Source organism: Phaeobacter piscinae (assembly GCF_002407245.1).
Lineage (GTDB): Bacteria > Pseudomonadota > Alphaproteobacteria > Rhodobacterales > Rhodobacteraceae > Phaeobacter > Phaeobacter piscinae.
In genome coordinates this window covers 1,026,457-1,052,173 of sequence record NZ_CP010681.1, presented here as the reverse complement: position 1 = coordinate 1,052,173, position 25,717 = coordinate 1,026,457, and the positions used below count along the sequence as shown (strand labels likewise).

General features: G+C 60.1%; 26 protein-coding genes. All 26 read right to left on the bottom strand.

Annotated elements, in window-relative coordinates:
* Positions 1-8 precede the first annotated feature (8 nt).
* Positions 9-1,676: a ribonuclease J gene (locus phaeop14_RS04850; protein WP_096788915.1), complete on the bottom strand. Its 1,668-nt coding sequence runs from the start codon at positions 1,674-1,676 to the stop codon at positions 9-11.
* Positions 1,666-2,454, bottom strand: coding sequence for a type III pantothenate kinase (locus phaeop14_RS04845; RefSeq protein WP_096788914.1), 789 nt, complete (start codon positions 2,452-2,454; stop codon positions 1,666-1,668). The genes phaeop14_RS04850 and phaeop14_RS04845 overlap by 11 nt, the downstream gene beginning before the upstream one ends.
* Positions 2,455-2,474: 20 nt before the next feature.
* Positions 2,475-3,224: a biotin--[acetyl-CoA-carboxylase] ligase gene (locus phaeop14_RS04840; protein WP_040172839.1), complete on the bottom strand. Its 750-nt coding sequence runs from the start codon at positions 3,222-3,224 to the stop codon at positions 2,475-2,477.
* A 70-nt stretch (positions 3,225-3,294) separates the two neighbouring features.
* Positions 3,295-4,734 (bottom strand): NADH-quinone oxidoreductase subunit NuoN, encoded by a 1,440-nt coding sequence (nuoN, locus tag phaeop14_RS04835; protein WP_096788913.1) that lies wholly within the window; start codon positions 4,732-4,734, stop codon positions 3,295-3,297.
* A gap of 13 nt (positions 4,735-4,747) precedes the next feature.
* Positions 4,748-6,295 (bottom strand): NADH-quinone oxidoreductase subunit M, encoded by a 1,548-nt coding sequence (locus phaeop14_RS04830; RefSeq protein WP_096788912.1) that lies wholly within the window; start codon positions 6,293-6,295, stop codon positions 4,748-4,750.
* Positions 6,295-8,409 (bottom strand): NADH-quinone oxidoreductase subunit L, encoded by a 2,115-nt coding sequence (gene nuoL / locus phaeop14_RS04825; RefSeq protein WP_096788911.1) that lies wholly within the window; start codon positions 8,407-8,409, stop codon positions 6,295-6,297. Before nuoL ends, phaeop14_RS04830 begins: the two co-directional genes overlap by 1 nt.
* Before the next feature lie 6 nt (positions 8,410-8,415).
* A complete protein-coding gene (gene nuoK, locus phaeop14_RS04820; RefSeq protein ID WP_014874166.1) occupies positions 8,416-8,721 on the bottom strand; it encodes an NADH-quinone oxidoreductase subunit NuoK in 306 nt (101 codons plus the stop codon).
* Between the two features lie 4 nt (positions 8,722-8,725).
* Positions 8,726-9,328 (bottom strand): NADH-quinone oxidoreductase subunit J, encoded by a 603-nt coding sequence (locus tag phaeop14_RS04815; RefSeq protein WP_040172828.1) that lies wholly within the window; start codon positions 9,326-9,328, stop codon positions 8,726-8,728.
* Positions 9,325-9,744: a carboxymuconolactone decarboxylase family protein gene (locus phaeop14_RS04810; protein WP_040172825.1), complete on the bottom strand. Its 420-nt coding sequence runs from the start codon at positions 9,742-9,744 to the stop codon at positions 9,325-9,327. The genes phaeop14_RS04815 and phaeop14_RS04810 overlap by 4 nt, the downstream gene beginning before the upstream one ends.
* The gene (gene nuoI / locus phaeop14_RS04805) at positions 9,741-10,235 is read right to left on the bottom strand and encodes an NADH-quinone oxidoreductase subunit NuoI (protein ID WP_014879596.1); all 495 of its coding nucleotides are present in this window, start codon (positions 10,233-10,235) and stop codon (positions 9,741-9,743) included. Before nuoI ends, phaeop14_RS04810 begins: the two co-directional genes overlap by 4 nt.
* Before the next feature lie 3 nt (positions 10,236-10,238).
* On the bottom strand, positions 10,239-11,276 hold the full coding sequence (gene nuoH, locus phaeop14_RS04800; protein WP_040172822.1) for an NADH-quinone oxidoreductase subunit NuoH: 1,038 nt from the start codon (positions 11,274-11,276) through the stop codon (positions 10,239-10,241).
* A 6-nt stretch (positions 11,277-11,282) separates the two neighbouring features.
* Positions 11,283-11,669, bottom strand: coding sequence for a hypothetical protein (locus phaeop14_RS04795; RefSeq protein WP_096788910.1), 387 nt, complete (start codon positions 11,667-11,669; stop codon positions 11,283-11,285).
* A complete protein-coding gene (gene nuoG, locus phaeop14_RS04790; RefSeq protein ID WP_096788909.1) occupies positions 11,666-13,684 on the bottom strand; it encodes an NADH-quinone oxidoreductase subunit NuoG in 2,019 nt (672 codons plus the stop codon). The genes phaeop14_RS04795 and nuoG overlap by 4 nt, the downstream gene beginning before the upstream one ends.
* 3 nt (positions 13,685-13,687) lie before the next feature.
* On the bottom strand, positions 13,688-14,092 hold the full coding sequence (locus phaeop14_RS04785; protein WP_040178022.1) for a DUF5333 domain-containing protein: 405 nt from the start codon (positions 14,090-14,092) through the stop codon (positions 13,688-13,690).
* Positions 14,093-14,205: 113 nt separating this feature from the next.
* The gene (locus phaeop14_RS04780) at positions 14,206-14,556 is read right to left on the bottom strand and encodes a hypothetical protein (protein WP_096788908.1); all 351 of its coding nucleotides are present in this window, start codon (positions 14,554-14,556) and stop codon (positions 14,206-14,208) included.
* Positions 14,557-14,574: 18 nt separating this feature from the next.
* Positions 14,575-15,873, bottom strand: coding sequence for an NADH-quinone oxidoreductase subunit NuoF (gene nuoF, locus phaeop14_RS04775; protein WP_040172812.1), 1,299 nt, complete (start codon positions 15,871-15,873; stop codon positions 14,575-14,577).
* Positions 15,874-15,879: 6 nt separating this feature from the next.
* On the bottom strand, positions 15,880-16,107 hold the full coding sequence (locus phaeop14_RS04770) for a DUF5337 domain-containing protein (protein ID WP_040172809.1): 228 nt from the start codon (positions 16,105-16,107) through the stop codon (positions 15,880-15,882).
* 52 nt (positions 16,108-16,159) lie between these two features.
* Positions 16,160-17,353, bottom strand: coding sequence for an NADH-quinone oxidoreductase subunit E (locus tag phaeop14_RS04765; protein WP_096788907.1), 1,194 nt, complete (start codon positions 17,351-17,353; stop codon positions 16,160-16,162).
* A complete protein-coding gene (locus phaeop14_RS04760; protein WP_096788906.1) occupies positions 17,353-18,564 on the bottom strand; it encodes an NADH-quinone oxidoreductase subunit D in 1,212 nt (403 codons plus the stop codon). Before phaeop14_RS04760 ends, phaeop14_RS04765 begins: the two co-directional genes overlap by 1 nt.
* Positions 18,564-19,169 carry an NADH-quinone oxidoreductase subunit C gene (locus tag phaeop14_RS04755; protein ID WP_014879588.1) on the bottom strand — a complete coding sequence of 202 codons (606 nt, stop codon included), beginning with the start codon at positions 19,167-19,169 and terminating at the stop codon, positions 18,564-18,566. Before phaeop14_RS04755 ends, phaeop14_RS04760 begins: the two co-directional genes overlap by 1 nt.
* A 24-nt stretch (positions 19,170-19,193) precedes the next feature.
* Positions 19,194-19,727, bottom strand: a complete 534-nt coding sequence (locus phaeop14_RS04750) for a NuoB/complex I 20 kDa subunit family protein (RefSeq protein WP_014874152.1) — start codon at positions 19,725-19,727, stop codon at positions 19,194-19,196.
* Positions 19,718-20,083: an NADH-quinone oxidoreductase subunit A gene (locus tag phaeop14_RS04745; protein ID WP_014874151.1), complete on the bottom strand. Its 366-nt coding sequence runs from the start codon at positions 20,081-20,083 to the stop codon at positions 19,718-19,720. The genes phaeop14_RS04750 and phaeop14_RS04745 overlap by 10 nt, the downstream gene beginning before the upstream one ends.
* A 238-nt stretch (positions 20,084-20,321) precedes the next feature.
* Complete coding sequence (locus tag phaeop14_RS04740) at positions 20,322-21,104, bottom strand: crotonase/enoyl-CoA hydratase family protein (protein ID WP_096788905.1); 783 nt, start codon at positions 21,102-21,104, stop codon at positions 20,322-20,324.
* Between the two features lie 82 nt (positions 21,105-21,186).
* Entirely contained in the window at positions 21,187-22,047 is an 861-nt protein-coding gene (locus phaeop14_RS04735; protein WP_096788904.1) for a hydroxymethylglutaryl-CoA lyase, read from the bottom strand.
* Between the two features lie 104 nt (positions 22,048-22,151).
* Positions 22,152-24,089, bottom strand: coding sequence for an acetyl-CoA carboxylase biotin carboxylase subunit (locus phaeop14_RS04730; RefSeq protein ID WP_096788903.1), 1,938 nt, complete (start codon positions 24,087-24,089; stop codon positions 22,152-22,154).
* A 9-nt stretch (positions 24,090-24,098) separates the two neighbouring features.
* Complete coding sequence (locus phaeop14_RS04725) at positions 24,099-25,703, bottom strand: carboxyl transferase domain-containing protein (protein WP_096788902.1); 1,605 nt, start codon at positions 25,701-25,703, stop codon at positions 24,099-24,101.
* Between the last annotated feature and the right edge of the window lie 14 nt (positions 25,704-25,717).

Genomic DNA, 25,717 nt, shown 5'->3' with positions numbered 1-25,717 from the left:
GGTCTGGCTCAGCGCATCCGGCTGACCACCACGGTCACCTCGGGTTTCTTGCCAATCTCGTTCTGGGCGGTCTGGCGGGCGACACGGCGAAGGTTCTCTTCCAGCTTGTCATCGTCGCGCAGGGTCTTCGCACCGGCACGCATGATAAACTGGTTCAGATCCTCTTCCATTACCTCAACCAGCGCGGCATTGGATCGACCGGTTTCCGCCAGCCCCTTGATATCGCACCAGGGTTCGCCGAGTGGTTCATCTTCTTCATCCAGAATAACGGTGACGACCACATGACCGTTGAGCGCCATGCGGATCCGATCGCGGACAACACCATCCAGCGCGCCATATTTGACAGACCCATCCAGATAGGTGCGCCCGGTGTCGACGTAATCCACCACCTTCGGCGCGTCACCTGTCAGATCAATCATCATGCCGTTCACGGCCACGGCGCTGGCGATGCCCTTCGCCTCGCCCAGACGGGCGTGCTGGCGCAGATGGCGGTGTTCGCCATGCATCGGGATCAGCATCTGCGGCTTGATGATGTCATGCATCCGCTCCAGATCGGGGCGGTTGGCATGGCCGGACACATGATAAAGACCGGAGCTGTCATCCACCACATCCACGCCTTTTTCGGAGAACTGGTTGATGATGCGAATGACGCCGCGTTCGTTGCCAGGGATCGTCTTGGAGGAGAACAGGAACAGATCGCCCTCTTTCACCTCAACGCCGCGATATTTGCCGCGTGCCAATTGGGCAGACGCCGCGCGGCGTTCCCCCTGGCTGCCGGTCACCACCAACATCAGGTTTTCGCGCGGCAGCTCCTGCGCCGCCTCAACGCTGACCACCTTTGGGAAGTTCTTCAGAACGCCTGTTTCGGTCGCAGCCTCGACCATGCGCTGCATCGCCCGGCCAAGGAGGACAACGGAACGGCCCGCGGCATGGCCTGCCTCCGCCAGGGTTTTTACCCGCGCCACGTTAGAGGCAAATGTGGTTGCAACAACCATGCCCTCAGCCTCGCCCACCAGACGGGTGATCTCCGGGCCAACTTCGACCTCGGACCGGCCCGGGTTCAGCGAAAAAACATTCGTGGAATCGCAGACCAGCGCCTTGACGCCATCCTTGGCGATCTCCGCCCACATTTCCGGGTCGAACGCCTCACCCACGATGGGAGTCGGGTCAGTTTTGAAATCGCCGGTGTGGACGATACGGCCCGCAGGTGTATCGATCACCAGACCGCCACTTTCCGGGATGGAATGCGAGATCGGAGCGACGCCGACGGTGAAGGGACCAAGTTTTGTCACCTCGGGCCACGCGGAAACGGTTTTCACCTCTTCACTGTCGAGACCAGCCTCATCCATCTTGCGGCGTGCCAGATTGGCGGTGAAGGCACGGGCATAGATCGGCACGTTCAGATCGCGGTAAAGATGCGCAACCGCGCCGATGTGGTCCTCATGCGCGTGGGTGATGAACACCCCTTCCAGCTGGTCGGCCCGCTCTTTCAGCCAGCGGATGTCCGGCATGATCAGATCCACGCCGGGGCTGCTGTCCATATCCGGGAAAGTGACGCCCAGATCCACCAGGATCAGGCGTTCCTTACCCGGTTTGCCGTAGCCGTAGATATAGGCGTTCATGCCAATTTCGCCCGCCCCACCCAGGGGCAGGTAGATTAAACGTTCAGTGCTCATCCTTGAGACCGTTATCCTTGTTGTATTTGTGTATGATCTGTAGCCCGTGCATCGTGAGATCATCCTCAAATGCGTCAAACAGATCGGCTGTCTGCTGGAACAAAGGCGCCAGCCCGCCTGTCGAGATTACTTTCATCGGCACGTCACGCTCCGCCTTGATGCGGGCGCAGATTTCACGCACCAGTCCTACGTACCCCCAGAACACACCTGACTGCATACATGCAACCGTATTGGTGCCGATGACGGACTGGGGTTTGGAGATATCCACATGGGGCAAAGCGGCGGCGGCCTGATGCAGCGCCTCAAGGCTGAGATTCACGCCCGGCGCAATGACACCGCCGATATAGGCGCCATCCTCGGCCACCACATCGAAGGTTGTTGCTGTGCCAAAATCGACCACGATCAGATTGCCACCATATTGATCAAACCCGGAAACCGTATTGACCAAACGATCGGGGCCCACATTCGTTCCCTGATCCACCCGCACCGAAACCGGCAGAAGGCAATCCGGCTTGCCAACCACAAGGGGGCGCGTGTTGTAGTAGCGATCCGCCAGAACCCGCAGGTTGAATACCACACGTGGCACCGTGGAGGAGATGATCATATCGGTGATATCTGCCTCGATCCCCTGCAGCCGAATCAGCGTGTTGAGCCAGACATAATACTGATCTGCCGTGCGCCGCCAATCGGTGGCAGTCCGCCAGGTACCGATGAAATTCGCCCCGTCCCAGATTGAAAACACCGTGTTGGTATTGCCGCAATCAACTGCCAGAAGCATGACCTGCCCTGCTCCTCTTCCTAGAAAAAGATATCCGCCGCAGGGATGCTGACGCGGCCCTTGGCGGTCTTGAGGACAAGGTTACCGCTGCCGTCCACCGTCTCAAACGTGCCCTCGGTTTCGGAATTGGAGGTTCGCGCGATGATCACCTCACCCAGACGGGCTGCACGGGCCAGCCAGGCGGTGCGGATCGGTTCGAAGCCAAAGGTGACAAACTGCTGTTCGCAGCGGGCATAGGCGGCCGCCAGCTCGGTCAGGAAAACCTCAGGCGTGATGTGGATACCCGTCTCCGACAGCAGTGACACGGGCCAGACTGCGCCCGGCTCCAACCATTCCTGCATCGGCGTCTCAATCAGATTGACCCCGATCCCAATCGACAGATGAGTGACGCCGCCCGCGGCCCCTGCGCTCTCCAGAAGGATGCCCGCCAGCTTACCACCATTCAAAAGCACATCATTGGGCCACTTCAACGCCAGTCCCGCGGTCTCCCCGCAAAGTGCGACGCAAGCCTCATGCAGGGCAAGGGCCGCCACGAAGCTGCGCAGCGCCACCTGCTCTGGCGCACCATCTGGCCGCATCACCAGAGTTGCTGCAAAATTGCCCTTCGGTTCCTTCCAGGCCCGCCCTCTGCGGCCGCGCCCCTTGGTCTGGCGCTTGGCCATGATCCATTCCGGGCCGGTCAGCGTCGGCGCGCGGCGCGCGGCCTCATCCAGTGTGCTGTCCACTTCCTCTAGCAGGCTGCGCCCGTATCCCTCTGGCCACTCACTCATGATCCTGTCCCTTCAAGGCAAAAAGGCCCGGTCCGCAGACCAGGCCTTTGTGTGTTCTGTGTCAGAGCGGTCAGTTGACCAACGTGGCAGCCGCTGATGCCGCTGCACCCTCGATGCCGAACATGTTGATAATACCCAGAAGCATCACCGCAGCCGACGCCATCAGGAACCCCCAGAGGATTGGCGAACGATTGGTTTCCAGCTCCTCGCCCTCTTCACCGAAGTACATGTAGTAGACGATGCGCAGGTAATAGAAGGCCCCGATGACAGAGGCAATCACACCAGCAACCGCCAGCCACGCCAAGCCGGCCTGATAGGCCGCGTTCAGCACGTATAGCTTGCCGAAGAACCCCAGCATCGGCGGCACGCCTGCCAGCGAGAACAACAGGATCAGCATTGCCAGCGCCTTGCCCGGCTCACGACGTGAATAGAGGTTCAGCGCGCGGATATCGGTGATTGGCTTGCCGTCTTTCTCCATCATCAGGATGAAGGCAAAGGTGCCGATGTTCATGGAGACGTAAATCGCCATGTAGACCAGCAACGCCTGCACACCATAGGCCGTACCTGCTGCAAGCCCCATCAACGCGTAGCCCATGTGGGCAATGGAGGAATAGGCCATCAGACGCTTGATATCGCGCTGACCAATCGCGGCGACAGCGCCGACAAACATGGAGAGCAGCGACAGCAGCGCGATGACCTGGCTCCAGTCCTGCACCGCATGTCCAAAGGCATCATGCAGCACGCGCGCAAACAGACCCATGGCCGCGACCTTCGGTGCCGAGGCAAAGAAGGCTGTGACCGGTGTCGGCGCACCTTCGTAGACGTCCGGGGTCCACATGTGGAACGGAACTGCCGAGACTTTGAACGCCATGCCGGAGATCAGAAAGACCAGACCAAACAGCAGGCCGACAGACACGTCGCCGTGCTTGGCAACGGCGTAGATGCCCGCAAAATCGGTCGTACCGGCAAAGCCATAGACCAACGATGCGCCATACAGAAGCAAACCGGAGGACAGCGCGCCAAGCACGAAATACTTCAGGCCGGCTTCGGTCGATTTCACGCTGTCACGACGCAGCGATGCCACGACATAAAGCGCCAGCGACTGCAGTTCGAGGCCCATGTAAAGCGACATCAGGTTGCCGGCGGAGACCATCACCATCATGCCCACCGCGCTGAGCGCGACAAGGATGGGATACTCAAACCGCAGCATGCCCCGGCGCGACATGTAGTCCTGGCCCATGACCAGAACCGCCGAAGCCGATAGCAGAATGGCAACCTTGGCAAAGCGGGCGAACCCGTCATCGACAAACATGCCGTTGAACGCCTCGCGGCTGCCCGACGCGCCTGTCCCTATCCAGATCGCCAGCGCCGACATCAGCCCGGCCATCAGCCAGATCAGAGCCGGGGCCAGTTTGTCCTTGCCCGTGTAGACACCCACGAGGAGCGCCGCCATTGCGCTGAGCGCCAGAACAATCTCTGGCAGGATAACGGTGAGATCAGCTGGGATCATCGCCCACGCCCCCTTAGTGCGAAGCCATCTGGGTCGCCGGGGACAGATCCGCAGCGGCCAGAGATTGGTTGAAGTTAGCAATCAGCGCCTCGGTCGACGGGCTGATGATGTCGGTGACAACTGCCGGATAGACGCCCAGCAGGATGGTCATCACAACAAGCGGTGCAAAGATAAACCGTTCACGCGCAGTCATATCCTTGATGGTCTTGAGGCTGCCTTTGATGAGGTCGCCAAACACCACGCGGCGGTACAGCCACAGCGCATATCCCGCCGAGAAGATGACGCCGGTTGCAGCAACGGCTGCCACCCAGGTGTTTTTCTGGAAGGTCCCCATCAGGGTCAGGAATTCACCGATAAAGCCAGACGTGCCCGGCAGGCCGACATTGCCCATAGTGAAGAACATAAAGACCAGCGCATAAGCAGGCATACGGATGACAAGGCCGCCGTAGGCGTCGATGTCACGGGTGTGCATCCGGTCATAGATCACACCCACGCAGAGAAACAGCGCCGCCGAGATGAAGCCATGGCTCAGCATCTGGAAAATCGCGCCGTCAATACCCTGCTGGTTCGCGGCAAAGATCCCCATCGTCACAAAGCCCATATGCGCTACGGAGGAATAAGCGATCAGCTTTTTCATGTCCGACTGCACCAGCGCCACAAGCGAGGTGTAGACCACCGCGATGGCAGACATCCACAGGATCACGTCGGTCATTACATCGGCACCAACCGGGAACATCGGCAGACTGAAGCGCAGGAAGCCATAGCCGCCCATCTTCAACAGGATCGCTGCCAGCACCACAGATCCCGCAGTTGGTGCCTGAACGTGCGCATCCGGCAGCCAGGTGTGAACCGGCCACATCGGCATCTTCACCGCGAACGACGCAAAGAAGGCCAGGAACAGCAAGGTCTGCATGCCGCCAACTACGTGGATGCCCAGGAGATCAAAGCTGCCCGCAGAGAAGCTATGCGTCAGCAGTTGCGCAATATCCGTGGTGCCTGCATCCGCATACATCGCGACCATCGCCACCAGCATCAGCACCGAGCCGAAGAAGGTATAGAGGAAGAATTTGAACGAGGCGTAGATCCGCTCCTTGCCACCCCAGATTCCGATAATCAGGAACATCGGGATCAGGCCTGCCTCAAAGAACAGGTAGAACAGCACCAGATCCAGCGCCATGAAGACGCCAAGCATCAGCGTCTCCAGCATCAGGAAGGCGATCATATATTCCTTCACACGGGTGCTGACGCCCCAGCTGGCCAGAATGGTCAGTGGCATCACAAATGTGGTGAGCATCACGAAGAGCACCGAAATGCCATCCACGCCCATCTTGTATTTCAGGCCAAAAATCCACTCCGCCTCTTCGACGAACTGAAAGCCCGTGTCAGAGGGGTCGAACTGAAAATAGATGCCAAGGCTGACCAGGAAGGTGATCGTGGTGGCAAAAAGCGCAACAGATTTGGCGTTGCGCTGCGCCGCCTCATCCTCGCCGCGCAGGAACAGGGCCAGAATGGCTGCCGCAAGCGCCGGGATAAAGGTGACGATAGAAAGGAGATTGTCCATCAGTGCGTTCCTCCGCCGATCGACATCCAGGTAACCAGAGCAGCAATGCCCAGCACCATCCAGAAAGCATAAGTGAAGATGTAACCCGACTGTGCGCGACCGGCGAGGCGGGTGAAGAAGGGAATGATGCCCATGGCGATACCGTTCAGGGCACCGTCAATGGTTTTGCCGTCACCGCGCTTCCAGAAGAAGCGGCCAATCATCAGCGTTGGTTTGACAAAAATCGCATCATAAAGCTCATCGAAGTACCACTTGTTCTTGAGAAACAGATACAAAGGCTGCTGCTGCTTGGCGAGACGGCCAGGCAGGCTTGGGTTCACGATGTAGAACAGGATCGCAAGGACCAGACCAAGCAGCATCGCGATGAACGGCGACACCTTGACCCATTTCGGGGCAGCGTGAGCGTCGTCCAATACGGTGTTCTCGGAACCAAAGTAAAGCGCCCCCTCACCCGGCTTGCCGGTGAACACATAGTGATGCTCGCCCTTTGCTGCGTTGCCGTGATCGTCGGTTGCCACGCTCTCGGTGACGTCGCCATGCGCATCGTCCCCATGGGCATCACCATGGCCCTCAGCCGAAGCTTCCGCATAGGGGATGCCATAGAATTTGCCGACCTTATCGGTGTGACCAAAGAAGCTGTTGTACCAGATCATGCCGGAGAAGACGGCTCCAAGCGCTAGAACCCCCAGCGGCACCAGCATGGTCCAAGGACTTTCATGCGCGTGATCATGCGTGTGCTTGTCCCCGCGCGGTTTGCCGTAGAAGGTCAGGAAAATCAGACGCCAGCTGTAGAAAGAGGTCATCGCGGCAGCCGCCACCAGCAGCCAGAACCCGTAGGAGGATCCGCCGGCATAGGCGCTTTCAATGATGGCGTCCTTCGACAGGAACCCGGCAAAACCAATATGGGTCAGCGGAATACCAACACCGGTGATGGCCAGCGTGCCGATCATCATCGCCCAGAAGGTATAGGGAATTTTCTTACGCAGGCCGCCATAGTTCATCATGTCCTGCTCGTGGTGCATCGCGTGGATCACGGAGCCCGCGCCGAGGAACAGCATCGCCTTGAAGAAGGCGTGTGTGAACAGGTGGAACATTGCAGCCGAATACATGCCAACACCTGCAGCCACGAACATATAGCCCAGCTGAGAACAGGTCGAATAAGCAATCACGCGCTTGATATCGGTCTGAACCAGACCAACCGTTGCCGCGAAGAACGCCGTGGTCGCACCCAGCACCGTGATGAACGTCGTCGCCTGAGGCGCCACTTCCATCAGCGGCGACATCCGGCAGACCAGGAAAACGCCCGCGGTCACCATGGTTGCGGCGTGGATCAAAGCCGACACCGGGGTCGGGCCTTCCATCGCGTCCGGCAGCCATGTGTGCAGGATCAGCTGTGCCGATTTACCCATCGCCCCGATGAACAGCAGAATGGCGATCAGGTTGGCCGCATTCCATTCGCCCCACAGAAAGCTCAGCTGGGTTTCTGCCAGCTGTGGCACAGCTGTGAAGATATCATCGAAGTTGATGCTGTCGGTCAGGAAGAACAGCGCAAAGATCCCCAGCGCAAACCCAAAGTCACCTACACGGTTGACAATAAACGCTTTCATCGCCGCCGCGTTGGCTGAGGGCTTGCGGTAGTAGAAGCCAATCAGCAGGTAGGAGGCAACGCCCACGCCTTCCCAGCCGAAGAACATCTGGACCAGATTGTCCGAGGTCACCAGCATCAGCATCGCAAAAGTAAAGAACGACAGATACGCAAAGAAGCGCGGTTTGTAGCTCTCGCCGTCTTTCCACTGCGGATCATGGGCCATGTAGCCGAATGAATAAAGGTGAACCAGCGAGGACACTGTGGTGATCACGATCAGCATGATCGCAGTCAGCCGGTCCAGCCGGATCGCCCAGGAGGTAGACAACGACCCGCTTTCGATCCAGCGCAGGATCTCAATCGACTGGGTCACCCCGTCAAAGCTGAGGAAGACGATCCACGACAGGAGCGCCGACAGGAACAAAAGCCCGGTTGCGGTCCACGTCGCTGCGGTCTCGCCGATGAACTTCCAGCCAAAGCCACAGATGATGGCCCCGACCAGAGGGGCAAAGAGAAGGATGGTTTCCATGACGCTTTAGCCCTTCATCACGTTGATGTCTTCCACGGCGATAGTGCCGCGGTTGCGGAAGAAGCAAACCAGGATCGCAAGGCCAATGGCAGCCTCAGCGGCGGCCACGGTCAGCACAAACAGCGTGAACACCTGCCCGACCAGATCGCCGAGGAACGACGAGAATGCCACGAGATTGATATTCACCGCCAAGAGCATCAGTTCGATGCTCATCAGGAGGATGATGACGTTCTTGCGGTTCAGGAAGAGCCCGAAGATGCCGATGACGAACAGCGTCGCCGCGACGGTTAGATAATGCTCAAGTGTGATCATTGTCTCAAAGCCCCTGCCCCGGTTTCACATCCTTGAGTTCCATCGCTGTCGCCGGGTCGCGCATCATCTGCGCGACGACGTCCTGACGTTTCACGTCCTGACGATGGCGCAGCGTCAGCACAATCGCGCCGATCATCGCTACCAGCAGGATCAGGCCGGAGAGTTGGAACAGAAGGAAGTATTGATCATAGATGATGAGGCCAAGCGCCTCGGTGTTATGTTGGTCGGCGGGGATCGGCTGAGCCAGCTGCGTGGCGGCCGCCGGTGCGGTCTCCCAAACGCCAAAGGCCATCACGAACTGCATCAGGATGACCAGACCGATGAGCAGCGCCAGCGGCATGTAGCGCGCCATCTCGGCCTTCAGCTCGGCAAAGTCCACATCCAGCATCATCACCACAAAGAGGAACAGCACCGCAACTGCGCCCACGTAGACGATGATCAGCAGCATGGCGACAAATTCAGCTCCCAGCAGGACGAACAGCCCGGCCGAGGAAATGAAGGCCAGGATCAGCCACAGCACCGAATGCACCGGCTGACGGCTGATCACCGTGAACAGCCCGCCGGTGATGGCGCTGATGGCAAAGAGGTAAAAGGCAAAAACGCTCATGTTTCATCGTCCCCTTTGGCGTCCATGACGTCTTGCGCCAGCTCCAGCGCGCGGGTCATGGCCGGGATGCCGGCAAACACCGACATCTGTCCGATCGTTTCAACGATCTCTTGTTTCTTCGCGCCCGCCTCTAGGGCATGGCGCACGGTCTGGCGCACGGCTGAATCTGCCTGTGCGCCCTGCATTGTCAGCCCGGCCAGCGTCAGCAGCAGACGGGTTTTGGCATCCAGACCGCCCTTGTTGACGGTATTGCCGAACATCATTTCCATGACATCCTTTGGCATCGTCGGCCACAGCGCCTCAAACTCCTTGAACGCACCGGTGGGAGAAAAGCTCTCTAACGCGGGGTTCAGGGCTTTGGCCATGTCCTGAGCCTGGGCCATCATGGCCTCAAATGGGTTCTTGGCGTCGCTCATCGGTAGGGCGCATCCAGTTCGAGGTTGCGTGCAATCTCAGCTTCCCAGCGTTCGCCGTTCGAAAGCAGCTTGTCTTTGTCGTAGAACAGCTCTTCGCGGGTCTCGGTGGCGAACTCGAAATTCGGACCTTCGACAATGGCATCCACCGGGCAGGCTTCCTGACAGAAACCGCAGTAGATGCATTTGGTCATATCGATGTCATAGCGCGTGGTGCGGCGGCTGCCGTCCTCGCGCGGTTCCGCGTCGATGGTGATCGCCTGCGCCGGGCAGACCGCTTCGCACAGCTTGCAGGCAATGCAGCGCTCCTCGCCGTTGGGGTAGCGGCGCAGCGCGTGCTCACCGCGGAAGCGTGGCGACAGCGGGCCCTTCTCATGCGGGTAGTTCAGGGTTGCCTTGGGGGCAAAGAAATACTTCAGCCCCAGTTTGAAGCCGACCCAGAAATCCTGCAGCAGGAAGTATTTGGCGGCGCGGGTGTAGTCGATGTTCGCCATCAGTTAGCCTCCCACGGTCCAACGGGCGAAGATGCCCCAGAACCAGTCAAATTTTGCAGCAAAGGACACGAAGACCACCCAAGCCAGCGAGAACGGCAGGAACACTTTCCAGCCCAGGCGCATCAGCTGATCGTAGCGATAGCGGGGCGTGATCGCCTTTACCATTGCGAAGAGGAAGAAGAAGAATGCCATTTTGGCAACCATCCAAAGGACGCCATCGGGCAGGCCCGGGATCGGGGACAGCCAGCCGCCAAAGAACAGCAGGGTTGTCAGCGCGCACATCAGGAAGATGGCGATATATTCTCCGGCCATGAACAGAAGGAAGGGCGTCGCCGAGTATTCCACCTGATAGCCCGCAACCAGTTCAGATTCCGCTTCCGGCAGGTCGAACGGCGGGCGGTTGGTTTCTGCCAGCGCCGAGATGAAGAACAGGAACACCATCGGGAAGTGCGGGATCCAATACCAATTCAAGAGACCCAGATCACCATCCTGAGCACGCACGATATCGCCGAAGTTCATGGAACCGGTGGAGATGATCACGCCGATAATGATCAGACCGATGGAGACCTCATAGGAGATCATCTGCGCCGCAGACCGCAACGAACCCAGGAACGGGTACTTCGAGTTCGAGGCCCAGCCGCCCATGATCACGCCATAAACCTCAAGCGAGGACACCGCGAACACGTAGAGGATGGCGACGTTGATATCCGAGAGCACCCAGCCGTCGTTGAAAGGGATCACCGCCCAGGCGATCATCGCCAGAACAAAACTGGTCAGTGGGGCCAGAATGAAGACTGCCCGGTCGGAACCGGCCGGGATCACGACTTCCTTGACCACATATTTGAGCGCGTCCGCCACCGATTGCAGCAGGCCGTAGACGCCCACCACATTGGGGCCCCTGCGCATCTGGACAGCCGCCCAGATCTTGCGGTCCCCGTAAACGAGGAACAGAAGCGAAATCATGACAAAGGCAACAACTGCAAGCACTTGCGCCAGGATCAGTACAGCAATGCCGCCTGGGGTGTTAAAGAATTCAGCCATAGGTCCTCACACCGTGGGTATTCCGTTAGCCTCGCAATCCGCGACCACGACTTCAGCGTCGATGGTGCGCAGTCCGCGCGGGAGGGAAGGCGAGATGGTGTAGACAGCATCTGCCGTCTGAACGCCACCCTCTTGTTTCATTTTTGTGCGCACGTGACGTGCAAATCCATAACCGCGGATCAGCGCATATTGCGCCGCTGCGCATTCAGCATAATTATCCAGATCGGCGCTGGTTCTTGCACCGGTCATGGCAACGTGGAACTGCACCAGATCGCCGTCCAACAGCCGCGTTTCCACCCCTTGATAATCGGGGGTGAACGGCGCCTGCGATGCTTGTGGGACCTGCACGCAGGCCGCCAGCAGCAAGGGCGATATGATGCCCGCCCGGATCACTCCGCAGCGATCTTCTCAGCGCCGCGCGCCTTTGCACCCGCCGACAGTTCCGCCATCAGCTGCGACGACCGCGCAATCGGGTTGGTCAGATAGAAATCCTTGACCGCCGGCAGGAACGCCGCCTTGCCCATCGCCTCAACCTCAAGCGCCGGACCCTCGTTGTCCGCCACGTCGTCGATGCGGGCCAGATGCGGCACCTCTGCGACCAGCGCGGTGCGCAGTTGCGCCAGTGAGTCATAGGGAAGCTTGGCGTCCAATTCTGCGCTCAGTGCCCGCAGGATCGCCCAGTTTTCCTTCGCCTCACCGGGCGCAAAGCTCGCGCGCAGGGCCAGTTGCGGACGGCCTTCGGTGTTCACAAAGAGGCCGTTTTCTTCGGTATATGCGGCACCCGGCAGGATCACATCTGCGCGGTGTGCACCACGGTCGCCGTGGCTGCCCTGATAGATGACAAAGGCACCTGCGTCGATTTCGACCTCATCGGCACCAAGGTTGTAAATCACCTCAGCCCCGTCAATGGCTGCTTCGACGCCGCCCTCGGTGACGGCATTTACGTCCATTGCACCAACACGGGCCGCAGCGGTGTGCAGCACCATCAGCTTGCTTTCGGTCAGCGCCGCATATTTCTGCGCGTGCGCCAGAACCGCCAGACCGTCGGCCTCACGCAGGGCACCCTGCCCCACAATAACCAGCGTCTCCTTGCCAAGCGCACCTGCGGTCTCGCCATTGAGCAGCGCCTCAAGCGCTGCACGGTCGGTGCCGAGATGCGCATAGTCATAGGTGAGATCGACCGGCTGACCAATCAGGCCGATGTTGGCGCCATTGATCCAGGCTTTGCGCAGGCGCGCGTTCAGTACCGGTGCCTCGTTGCGCGGGTCGGTACCGATCAGCATGATCGCCTTGGCGCTGTCGATATCTTCGATGGTTGCAGTGCCAACATAGGCCGCGCGGTTGCCGATGGGCAAACGGGCCTTGTCCGTCCGACATTCCACTTTGCCGCCCTGCCCTTCGACCAGCTGCTTCAGAGCAAACGCCGCCTCAACCGGGACCAGATCCCCGATCAGACCGGCGATTTTCTTGCCCTTCATCGCGGTGGCAGCCGCCTCCAGCGCTTCCGGCCAGGTGGCGGGCTTCAACTTGCCATCAACACGCACGTACGGGCGGTCCAGACGCTGGCGGCGCAGCCCGTCCCAGACAAAGCGGGTCTTGTCGCTGATCCATTCTTCGTTCACGCCATCATGGTTGCGCGGCAGGATCCGCATCACTTCGCGGCCCTTGGTGTCCACGCGGATGTTGGAGCCAAGCGCGTCCATCACGTCGATGGTCTCGGTCTTGGTCAGTTCCCACGGACGCGCGGTGAAGGCGTAGGGTTTCGACGTCAGCGCCCCAACCGGGCAAAGATCAATGATATTGCCCTGAAGGTTCGAATCCAGCGTCTCATTCAGATACGATGTAATCTCGCTGTCCTCACCCCGGCCGGTCTGGCCCATCTGGGTGATGCCTGCCACCTCGGTGGTGAAGCGGACGCAGCGGGTGCAGGAAATGCAGCGGGTCATTGCGGTGCCGACCAGCGGCCCCAGATCCAGATCATCGACCGCGCGCTTGGCTTCGCGGAAGCGCGAGAAGTCCACGCCATAGGCCATCGCCTGATCCTGCAGATCGCATTCGCCGCCCTGATCGCAGATCGGGCAATCCAGCGGGTGGTTGATCAGCAGGAACTCCATCACGCCTTCGCGCGCCTTTTTCACCATGGGCGAATTGGTCTTCACCTGCGGTGCCTGCCCCTCAGGGCCGGGGCGCAGATCGCGGACCTGCATGGCGCAGGACGCGGCGGGTTTCGGCGGGCCGCCAACAACCTCAACCAGGCACATGCGGCAATTGCCGGCGATGGACAGGCGTTCGTGATAGCAGAACCGGGGAATTTCCACCCCGGCCTCTTCACAGGCCTGGATCAGGGTCATTGCCCCATCCACCTCAATCTCGGTTCCGTCAATGTTGATCTTGCGGAGGTCAGACATGGTCTATTTCGCCCTCAATAAAACGCCGATCGCGCTGTTTTTCTTGATTTCCGCACGACCAAACGCACAGAATGTTTCCGTTTTCTCGTAAGAGACCCCGTTTTGAGCCAGGAAGCGTTCTCCCTTGGCCCGCATCCGGGCTTTTTCCGTGTCCGAGCCGATATAGGCGCGGATTTCACTATCCGTATAGCCGAGGGCATTGGCGCGCGCGCGCAGGCGACGCAGCTCTGTCAGCCCCTTGAAATAACGCGCGGATATGCTGTCGCAGTGGTCCGACACTTCCTTCGCCAGCGCGACCGCAAACAGCGGGTCTTCAATCTCTTGCACGTCGCGCAGAGATGGCTTCGCTGCCGCCATAGAAGGCAATAACATCAGGCAGGTGGCACAGGTTGCAATCAGGGTTCGCATGGTTGAACGCTCCTTAGTGGGAAAGCGTTCAGCACGCGCGCAGACAGCGGCGTTATGCAATAACACCGCCGCTGGCGCATCATGCGCAGCCACAGGATATGCAGGCGTCATGCTCACGGGGTGCAGGTTCCACCATAGACCGCCGTGTCGCCATCCAATGGGACCGCGACATCCGTATCAAGCGGGTTCACCTGCCACGCGATACGCGAGGATCCGAAATTCTCGATGCAGTAGCGGGTGCCTTCGTGATGCGCAGCCAGCCGCGCGCCTTCAAGCGAACGCGGCGCCTTGGATACCGCAGTGGTAAACACCGCCAGCGTCTCTTTCTTGTTCACCGGCTTTGACTTCGCCTTGAACGGAACGCCTGCATAGGTTGGACGGTCGTTGACGATCCCGTCACACCCCGCCAGTACCCCACTGCAGAGGGCCAGCACAGCCATGGTTTTGCTCACACCCGTGATCATCAACTGCTCCCCTGGACCTTATTCAGCCGCCATGGCGCCCATGCGCCCGGACTTCTGTGCTTTGATACGGTCCTCAATTTCCTCGCGGAAGTTGCGGATCAGACCCTGGATTGGCCAAGCTGCCGCATCACCCAGCGCACAGATGGTGTGACCTTCGACCTGCTTGGTCACGTCCCACAGCATGTCAATCTCTTCCAGCTCGGCCTCGCCCTTCACCAGACGATCCATCACGCGCATCATCCAGCCGGTGCCTTCACGGCAGGGCGTACACTGACCGCAGCTCTCGTGTTTGTAGAACTTGGACAGACGCCAGATCGCTTTGATGATGTCGGTCTGTTTGTCCATCACGATGACCGCTGCGGTGCCAAGGCCGGAGCCCAGTTCGCCGCGCAGATAGTCAAAGTCCATGATGGCGTCTTTCATCTTCTCGCCGCGCACGCAGGGAACAGAAGAGCCCCCGGGGATCACTGCCAGCAAGTTGTCCCAACCGCCGCGAATGCCGCCGCAATGCTTCTCGATCAGCTCCTCAAAGGAGATGCTCATGGCCTCCTCGACAACACAGGGGTTGTTGACGTGGCCAGAGATCGCAAAGAGCTTGGTGCCCGCGTTGTTCTGACGGCCAAAGCCTGCAAACCAATCCGGGCCACGGCGCAGAATGGTCGGCACAACGGCAATGGATTCCACATTGTTCACCGTGGTCGGGCAGCCATAAAGACCGGCACCCGCCGGGAAGGGCGGCTTCATACGCGGCATGCCCTTCTTGCCCTCGAGGCTTTCGATCAGAGCGGTTTCTTCGCCACAGATGTAAGCGCCCGCGCCATGGTGCAGAAAGACGTCGAAATCCCAGCCGGATCCGGCGGCATTGCGCCCCAGCAGGCCCTGATCATAACATTCGTCAATCGCGGCCTGCAGCGCCTCGCGCTCACGGATGTATTCGCCGCGCAGGTAGATGTAGCAGGTATGCGCATTCATCGCGAAGGAGGCGATCAGCGCGCCCTCGATCAGCGTATGCGGATCATGACGCATGATCTCGCGGTCTTTACAGGTGCCCGGCTCGGATTCATCGGCGTTGATGACCAGATAGGAGGGGCGACCGTCGCTCTCCTTCGGCATGAAAGACCATTTCAGGCCGGTCGGGAAGCCCGCACCACCGCGTCCGCGCAGGCCGGAATCCTTCATGTTCTGGATGATCCAGTCCCGCCCTTTTTCGATGATGCCCGCAGTGCCATCCCAATGGCCCCGCTGTTTTGCGCCCGCCAATGTGCGCTCATGCATCCCGTAAAGGTTGGTAAAGATCCGGTCCTGGTCCTTCAGCATGTCTGCCTACCTTTGGCTGTCCTGGCGCATGCGCCAGAGTTGAAAAATGTTGACCGCTGCATAGATGAAGCCTGCAAGGGCTGCGAAATCAAACAGCAGAGCGTAGCGTCCGGCGAGCCCCAGTGCGGGGCCGATGAACAGTGACATCGCCAGCCAACCAAGCATGGTTGCAGCAATCACCAACGCGATGTGCCGCCCCTTTGCTGCCAGTGCTTTGTCGTGTTCTGCGCTCATATGGTCCTGAATTTTGGCCCCTGCCCCGATGGGCAGCGGCGGTTATCTTGTTTCAGTCGTCTTTGTAACGATCGTCGGCCTTGGCCTTTTTGGCGAAGTCTGTTTCCTCACCTTCCGCAAGCTGCCGGGACTGTTCGATCCAGCCATCGCGGACAATGCGTCCCTTGAACTTCAACCGGCTGTCGACCCAGGCGACCTGCTCGTCGGTCCAGGCTGCGATCTGGTCGAAATGGAAGAAGCCAAGATCATTCAGGGTCTGCTCCAGCTTGGGACCGACACCTTTCAACATCTTCAGATCATCTGCACCGCCATCGCGGGCTGCAGTCAGCGTCTCTGGCTTTTCCTCGACACCCGCAGCCGCCTCAGTTGCGGCCCCCTCAGGAGAGGCCGGTTCACCAACACCCGCTGTTTTCGGTGCGGCCTTCTTTGGCGCGGCGGGTTTCGCCTTAGCAACCTCTGCCTGCTTCACTGCGGGAAGCGGTGTTTTCGGCGCAGGCGGCGGGGTATCGGCGCTGTCGCGTCCGGCAACCTTACCATCCTTACCAATCCAAGGCGTCAGGATCGGAACCTCGGTCCCGTCGATACGCTTAACTGTATCGCCAATATCAGCCGCCAGCTGGACGGAGGCATTATACTGCGTCTTCCCGCTCTCATATTCGGTGAGAGAGGTGAGGCCAGACTTCGGCTCTGCCGCATAGCGTCCGTTCTGCGGACCCGGCAGCGGCACCTGACCAGCGGCCAGATCATCGAGCAGTTTCGCAAAGCCTTCGGCGGTCAGGTCTTCGTAGTAATCCTTGCCGATCTGAGCCATGGGCGCGTTGGTGCAAGCGCCAAGGCACTCAACCTCTTCCCAAGTGAACTTGCCATCTGCGGACAGGGTGAAGGGTTTATTGGCAATCTTCTCCTGACAGACCGCAATCAGATCCTCCGCTCCGCAAATCATGCAGGAGGTGGTGCCACAAATCTGAACATGTGCAATCGAACCAGTCGGTTGCAGCTGAAACATGAAGTAGAAAGACGCCACTTCAAGGGCGCGGATATAGGCCATGCCCAGCATGTCCGCGACATATTCGATTGCTGGCTTGCTCAGCCAGCCTTCTTGCTCCTGGGCACGCCACAGCAGCGGAATGATCGCGCTGGCCTGACGGCCATCGGGAAATTTGGTGATCTGCGCCTCGGCCCATGTCTGGTTTTCAGACGTGAAGGCAAAGCTATCGGGTTGTTCGGAATGCAGACGACGAAGCATTAGCGGTCAATCTCTCCAAATACGACGTCCATGGTGCCGATGATGGCAGCGACGTCGGCGAGTTGGTGGCCCTTGGCCACATAATCCATAGCCTGCAGATGCAGGAAGCCGGGCGCGCGCAGCTTGGCGCGGTAGGGTTTGTTGGTGCCATCTGCAACCAGATAGACCCCGAATTCCCCCTTGGGCGCCTCAACAGCGGCATAGACCTCACCAGCCGGGACGTGGAAGCCCTCGGTGTAGAGCTTGAAGTGGTGGATCAGGCTCTCCATGGAGGTTTTCATGTCGCCGCGTTTCGGCGGGGTCAGTTTGCCGCGGGCCAGAATGTCACCGGGTGTCTCGCGCAGCTTGCCGATACACTGACGGATGATCGACAGCGACTGGCGCATCTCTTCCATACGGACAAGATAGCGATCATAGCAATCACCGTTCTTGCCGACCGGGATCTGGAAATCGAATTCATCATAGCATTCATAGGGCTGCGAACGACGCAGATCCCATGCCAGACCAGAACCACGCACCATGACGCCAGAGAAGCCGTAGTTGAGGATATCTTCCTCAGTCACGACACCGATATCCGCGTTACGCTGCTTGAAAATCCGGTTTTCGGTCAACAACCCGTCGATATCGTCCATCACCGCCGGGAAGGTATGCGTCCACGCCTCAATATCGTCGATCAGCGCATCTGGCAGATCCTGATGAACACCACCGGGGCGGAAATAGGCCGCGTGCAAGCGCGCGCCACAGGCCCGTTCGTAGAAGACCATCAGCTTTTCGCGCTCTTCAAAGCCCCAGAGCGGCGGGGTCAGCGCGCCAACGTCCATCGCCTGCGTCGTTACGTTCAGCAGGTGGTTGAGGATACGGCCAATCTCAGAATAAAGCACACGGATCAACGATGCGCGACGCGGCACTTCCACGCCAGTCAGTTTTTCGATGGCCAGACACCAGGCATGTTCCTGGTTCATCGGCGCCACATAATCGAGGCGGTCGAAATACGGCAGGTTCTGCAGGTAGGTCCGGCTTTCCATCAGCTTCTCGGTGCCACGATGCAGCAGGCCGATATGCGGATCACAGCGCTCAACGATCTCGCCGTCCAGCTCCAGAACCAAGCGCAGAACACCATGTGCAGCGGGGTGTTGCGGGCCGAAGTTGATGTTGAAGTTACGGATCTTCTGTTCGCCGGTCAGGGCGTCATCCATTTTGGAGCCGTCCATCATTTCGCCCCCTCTTTCTCGTCGCCGGGCAGGATGTATTCGGCACCCTCCCATGGGCTCATGAAGTCAAACTGGCGATATTCCTGCACCAGGCTCACCGGTTCGTAGACCACGCGTTTCTGCGCCTCGTCATAGCGCACTTCGGTGTAGCCAGTGGTCGGGAAATCCTTGCGCAGCGGATAGCCACGGAAGCCATAGTCGGTCAGGATGCGGCGCAGATCCGGGTGACCGGTGAACAGGATGCCGAACATGTCGAACACCTCCCGCTCAAACCAATTGGCCGAGGGGTGAATGCCAACGATCGACGGCAGCATCTCATCCTCGCGGATCGACACGCGCAGGCGGATCCGCTGGTTTTGATACATCGACAGGAAATGGTAGACGACGTCAAACCGCTTGGGGCGGTCCGGGTAGTCTACAGCGGTGATATCGACCAGCGACGAGAACTTGCAGGTCGCGTCCGCTTTCAAAAATTCAACAAATCCCGCCAGATTCGACGGCGCCACATCCACGTTCAGCTCATCAAAGCTGACATCCCAGCCGATAACGCAATCCGGGCGCTTGGCCGCGATCTGGGTGCCGAGTTCGTTCAGGGCTTCAGTCATTTTTGTCTCTCCAACCAAAGCCACTTAGCGCACAAGGGTGCCGGTGCGGCGGATTTTGCGCTGCAATTGCATCAGACCATAGAGCAGCGCCTCTGCCGTGGGCGGGCAGCCAGGCACATAGACATCCACGGGCACAACCCGGTCACAGCCACGCACCACAGAATAGCTGTAGTGGTAGTACCCACCACCGTTGGCGCAGGACCCCATAGAGATCACATAGCGCGGCTCGGGCATCTGGTCATAGACCTTGCGCAGAGCGGGGGCCATCTTGTTGGTCAGCGTGCCTGCCACGATCATCACATCCGACTGACGCGGGGAGGCGCGTGGCGCAATACCGAAACGTTCCGCATCATAGCGCGGCATCGAGGTGTGCATCATCTCAACCGCGCAGCACGCCAGACCAAAGGTCATCCAGTGCAGCGAACCGGTGCGCGCCCAGTTGATGATGTCTTCGGCGGACGTCAGCAGAAACCCTTTGTCCTGCAGCTCCGCATTCAGGGCCTGGGTGACAACTTCCTTGTCGACGCCAGCCGTGTTGGCTCCGGTCATCACTCCCATTCCAGGGCCCCTTTCTTCCACTCATAGGCAAAACCAATGGTCAGCACAGCGAGGAACACCATCATCGACCAGAAGCCCGCATCGCTCATATCCTTGAAGCCGACGGCCCAGGGGAACAGGAATGCAATTTCCAGATCAAAAATAATGAACAGAATCGACACCAGGTAAAACCGGACATCAAACTTCATCCGTGCGTCGTCGAATGCGTTGAACCCGCATTCGTAAGCGCTGACCTTTTCGGGGTCCGGATTGCGGACGGCCAGCACAACTGCCGCCAAAATAAGAACAATTCCAAGCCCGACCGCTACGGCCAGAAACACCAGAATCGGGAGGTATTCCCGCAACATCTCTTCCACGAGTGGCTCCTTTCCGTGCGCGCGGATTTCTGCGCGCCGTCAATTGGCGTGTTGACTTGGGGCTGTGTCTACTCCCCTGCCCCCTCACCGTCAACCAACGCATCGTTAATGGATAAACCTTCTGTAACCGACGCGGCAGATCAACATCACGGCAGGTAAACCCTATTGTTTTCATAGGATAAGGCGCGCCTCGCAAAAGGCACGCCTTGGTGAATGAAATCCGACATTTTTGACGGAATTACTGCTGCCAGCTGGGCTTTTCCTTGGCAAAAAACGCGGCGATCCCCTCAGGTGCCTCGCTGCCTTCCCAGCGGTCCACCAATGCGGCGATGGTGTGGTCAATCACCGCATCGTCGATTTTCGGCCCCAAATCACGGACCAACGCTTTAGCCGCACCCACCGCTTCGGGCGCACAGCTGAGATATGGGATCACTTCCGCCTCGATCGCGGCGTCCAAATCTGCTGCGGGAACCGCCCGAGCGAGAATCCCCAGCTCCACCGCTTCCGCAGCGTCAAACAGCCGCGCCGACATAAAGACACGCCGCGCCCGCGCTTCGCCCATGCGGGCCACCACATAGGGGCCGATGGTGGCCGGGATCAGGCCAAGCCGGGTCTCAGTAAGGGCCATCTTGATATGATCCGCGCCGATCGCGACATCACAGACCGAGGCCATACCGACGCCGCCGCCAAAGGCATTGCCCTGGATCGCGCCAATCACCGGCTGCGGCAGGGTGTTGATGGCCATCAGCATCTCCGCCAGCACCCGCGCCTCGCGCCCGCGGGTTTCGGCATCTGCCTCCATCTGGGCCTGCATCCAGCCCAGATCCCCACCGGCACAGAAACTCTTGCCCGCCCCCGTGAGGACGACAACACGAACGGTGCGATCCTTGGCCAGCGCGGCTGCGGCGGCTTTCAGCTCCTGCAACATCTCACCGGACATCGCATTGTGTTTTTGCGGTCGGTTCAGCGTCAGCGTGGCAACGCCGCGCTCATCCGTCGTGAGCGTGATGGTCTGATACATATCGGGTCTTTCTGCCTGTCGAAGTTGCAGCCCGAAGGCCACGGGCTGCCTATGGTGTGATGATGAAGATGCCCGCCGCGGCTCAGCTGCCGTCGCTGCGCATCGCCCGCGCCATAGCTGCGGCATCGGTCAGCACATCCCCATCAAGGCCAGTTTCATAGCCCAGACGCGTCAGGTGCTCATGCACCGCCTCGGTCGCCACATTGCCCGCAGCGCCCGGTGCATAGGGACAGCCCCCCAGCCCGCCAACAGCGGCATCAAAGACCCGAACACCCAATGACAAAGACGCATCAATATTGTCAATCGCCCGCCCGGCCGTGTCGTGGTAATGGCCCGCCAGACGGGTGACCGGCACACGCTCCCGCACCGCCAGCAACATACGCGCAATGGAATCCGGTGTCGCCTGACCGATGGTATCGCCCAGCGAGATCTCATAGCAGCCCATGGAGAACAGGCGATCCGCCAGCGCCGCAACGGCGTCCGGGTCGGTCGGCCCGTCAAAGGGACACTCAGTCACGCAGGAAATATAGCCCCGGACCGGCATATCGATATGGCGCGCCGCCTCGATGATTGGCGTAAAACGCTCAATCGATTCTGCCACGCTCGCGTTGATATTGGCCTTGGAGAAACCTTCGGAAGCGGAGGCAAAAATCGCAATCTCATCCGCCTTTGCGGTCAGGGCATCCTCGTAGCCCCGCATGTTGGGCGTCAGCGCGGCATAGCGCACATCGGACCTGCGACGGATCCCCGCGAGCACCTCTCCCGACCCCGCCATCTGCGGCACCCATTTCGGGGAGACAAAGCTCGCCACCTCGATCCGACGGAACCCGGCATCGGTCAGCCGGTCAATGAGGGCAATCTTTTCAGCGACGGGAATGTCGCGCTTTTCATTCTGTAGCCCGTCGCGCGGACCTACTTCGAAAATTTCAACGCTTTCGCTCATGATACACTTCTCCCCAAGGCAATCTCAGACATCGCTCAATCCACAGATGTTGCTGCGGTAGCAGATGGGGCAGCACCTGTGGCACCGCCCGATCTGATCGCTGTTCAGCTGTCCGCCTCTTCCAGACGGACCAGCGCGGCACCGGCCTCGACCTGATCACCGGCAGAGGCCAAAACCTCGGCCACCACGCCATCGCGCGCCGCCAAGAGAGAGTGTTCCATTTTCATCGCCTCAAGGATAGCCAGTCTGTCACCTTCTTTGACCTCGGCACCCGCCTCCGCAAACACGGCCTTGACCAAACCGGGCATCGGCGCCTCGATAACATTGGTGTCACCACCGGCAGTCCCGGCCCGATCCAGCGGATCGATGCAATCAAAGATGCTGCTGATCCGGCCAAACACTGTCAGTCGGCCATCCGCTTCAGCCACATTTGGCAGGGGGTCTCCGCTGTGCCGCCAGACCGCGCCATCAAAGGTCACCTCATGACTGCTGTCGTCCAACTGCCAGCGCTGCGCCTGCGGCCCGAGAACCTCAACCGAGATATCGAGACACGCCTCACCATGGGTGAGTTGTACCGCCCGATGGAGCGGCGCCCAGAGGGTAAACCCGCTATCCTCACCTGGCTGATGCACCCTCAGCGCCCGTTGGGCGGCAGCAATCCAATGCGCCACAGGAACCTCACCAACCGCCGTCAACGCCTCAAGATCGCGGGCGATCAGGCCGGTGTCGACCTCGCCTCGGCCAAACCCCTCATGAGCAGCAAGTGCGCCCAGAAAGGCAAGGTTGGTGACTGTCCCTGCAACCTCTGTCCGTTCCAGCGCCCGGCGCAACTTCGAGAGAGCCACCTCACGGGTGGCGCCATGCACGATCACCTTGGAGATCATCGGGTCATACCACGGGCTGATGGTATCGCCTGCCCGCACACCGCTGTCGGCGCGACACTCTGCCGGGAAGGACAGATGCGTCAGCGTGCCGGTTGCTGGCAGGAAGCCTTTCGGCACGTCCTCGGCATAGAGGCGCGCCTCAAACGCGTGGCCAGTGATCGTGAGGTCGTCCTGCTGGGAAGGCAGGCTCTCGCCGGAGGCAACGCGCAGCTGCCATTCCACCAGATCGACACCGGTGATGAGTTCGGTGACGGGGTGTTCGACCTGCAGGCGGGTGTTCATTTCCATGAACCAGAACCCGTCGGTGCGCAGCCCATCAGAGCCGTCGACGATGAACTCCACCGTGCCTGCGCCCTTATAGCCGATGGCCTCAGCCGCACGCACCCCCGCCTGCCCCATGGCGGCGCGCATCTCGGCGGTCATGCCGGGTGCGGGCGCCTCTTCGATCACCTTCTGATGGCGACGCTGCAGAGAACAGTCGCGTTCGAACAGATGCACCGCGCGGGTCCCGTCGCCAAAGACCTGCACCTCGATATGGCGGGGTTGCTGGATGTATTTTTCAATCAGCACATCCGGGTTGCCGAAGGCCGTGGTCGCCTCGCCCTGCGCGCTTTTCAGGGCATCGGCAAATTCGGATGGCTGTTCAACCAGTCGCATCCCCTTGCCGCCGCCGCCGGCAACCGCCTTGATCAGCACCGGATAGCCGATCTTCTCCGCTTCACCTGCCAGGAACTCCGCATCCTGATTGGCACCGTGATAGCCCGGCACCACCGGCACGCCGGCCTCTTCCATCAGCGCCTTGGCGGCATCCTTGAGACCCATTTTGCGGATCGCATCCGCAGACGGCCCGATAAATGTGAGGCCTGCGGCCTCGACCGCGTCCACAAACCCTGGGTTTTCCGACAAGAAGCCATAGCCGGGGTGGATCGCCTGCGCGCCATTTTCTTGCGCGACACGGATGATCACATCCCCCTTGAGATAGCTGTCCGCCGGGGCCGGACCGCCGATATGCACGGCCTCATCCGCCATCTGCACATGTTTTGCTGCCGCATCGGCGTCGGAATAAACGGCCACGGTCCGCACCCCCATAGCACGGGCGGTTTCCATCACGCGGCAGGCGATTTCGCCGCGATTTGCAATCAGGATTTTATCAAACATGGGGGATCCTCACATCCGGAAGACGCCGAAGCGCGTGTCTTCAATCGGGGCATTCAGGGCAGCGCTGAGCGACAGCGCCAGCACGTCGCGGGATTTGCGCGGGTCAATGATGCCATCATCCCAAAGCCGCGCAGAGGCATAAAGCGGGTGGCTCTGCTCCTCGAACATATCGATGGTTGGCTGCTTGAAGGAGGCTTCCTCCTCCGTGCTCCAGCTGCCGCCCTTACGTTCGATGGCATCGCGTTTCACCGTCGCCAGCACGCCCGCCGCCTGCTCACCGCCCATCACCGAAATGCGGGAATTCGGCCAGGTCCAGAGGAAGCGCGGGGAATAGGCGCGGCCCGACATGCCGTAGTTGCCCGCCCCAAAAGAGCCGCCGACCAGCATGGTCACTTTCGGCACATTGGTCGTCGCCACCGCCGTCACCATCTTGGCGCCGTGACGGGCGATGCCTTCGTTTTCGTATTTGCGCCCGACCATGAAGCCGGTGATGTTCTGCAGGAACACCAGCGGGATCTTGCGCTGGCTGCACAGTTCGACGAAATGCGCGCCTTTCTGGGCAGCTTCGGAGAATAGCACGCCGTTGTTGGCGATGATTCCGATCGGGCAGCCCTTGAGGTGCGCAAAGCCGGTCACCAGCGTCTCGCCAAAGCGCGGCTTGAACTCGTCAAAGCGGGATCCGTCGACCAGCCGCGCTATCACCTCGCGGATGTCATAGGGCGTGCGCAGATCACCCGGCACCACGCCAAGGATTTCCTCGGGGTCATAGGCAGGCTCTTCGGGACTGGCCCAGTTCACCGTCAGCGGCTTGGTGATGTTCAGCGACTGCACCGCGCGCCGCGCCAGTGCCAGGGCATGGGCGTCATCCTCGGCGAGGTAATCGGCCACGCCGGACAGGCGCGTGTGCACATCACCGCCGCCCAGCTCCTCGGCGCTGACAACCTCGCCGGTGGCGGCCTTCACCAGCGGGGGACCTGCGAGGAAGATGGTGCCCTGCTCCTTCACGATGATCGTCACATCGGACATGGCGGGCACATAGGCGCCGCCTGCGGTGCAGGAACCCATGACAACCGCGATCTGCGGGATGCCTTTCGCCGACATCCGGGCCTGATTGTAGAAGATGCGCCCGAAATGATCCCGGTCGGGAAAGACCTCATCCTGGTTGGGCAGGTTGGCACCGCCTGAGTCGACCAGATAGATGCAGGGAAGATGGTTCTCCTCGGCAATCTCCTGTGCGCGCAGGTGTTTCTTCACCGTCATCGGGTAGTAGGTACCACCTTTCACGGTGGCGTCGTTGCAGACTACCATGACCTCTTGGCCGTGCACCCGCCCGATACCCGCGATCACGCCTGCCGCCGGGGCTGCACCGTCATACATCGCGTGGGCCGCAGTCGCGCCGATCTCCAGAAACGGAGAGCCGGGATCCAACAGGTTTGCCACCCGGCGGCGCGGTAGCATCTTGCCCCGGCTTTCGTGCCGGGCGCGAGATTTCTCGCCGCCGCCCATGCGCGCGGCCTCTGCCGCCTCGCTGATCTGCGCCAGCGCATCCAGATGCGCCGCGCGGTTCTGTTTGAAGCCTTCGGAGGAAGGCATCGCCTTGGATGTGAGTTTCATGTCCACTCTCCCGT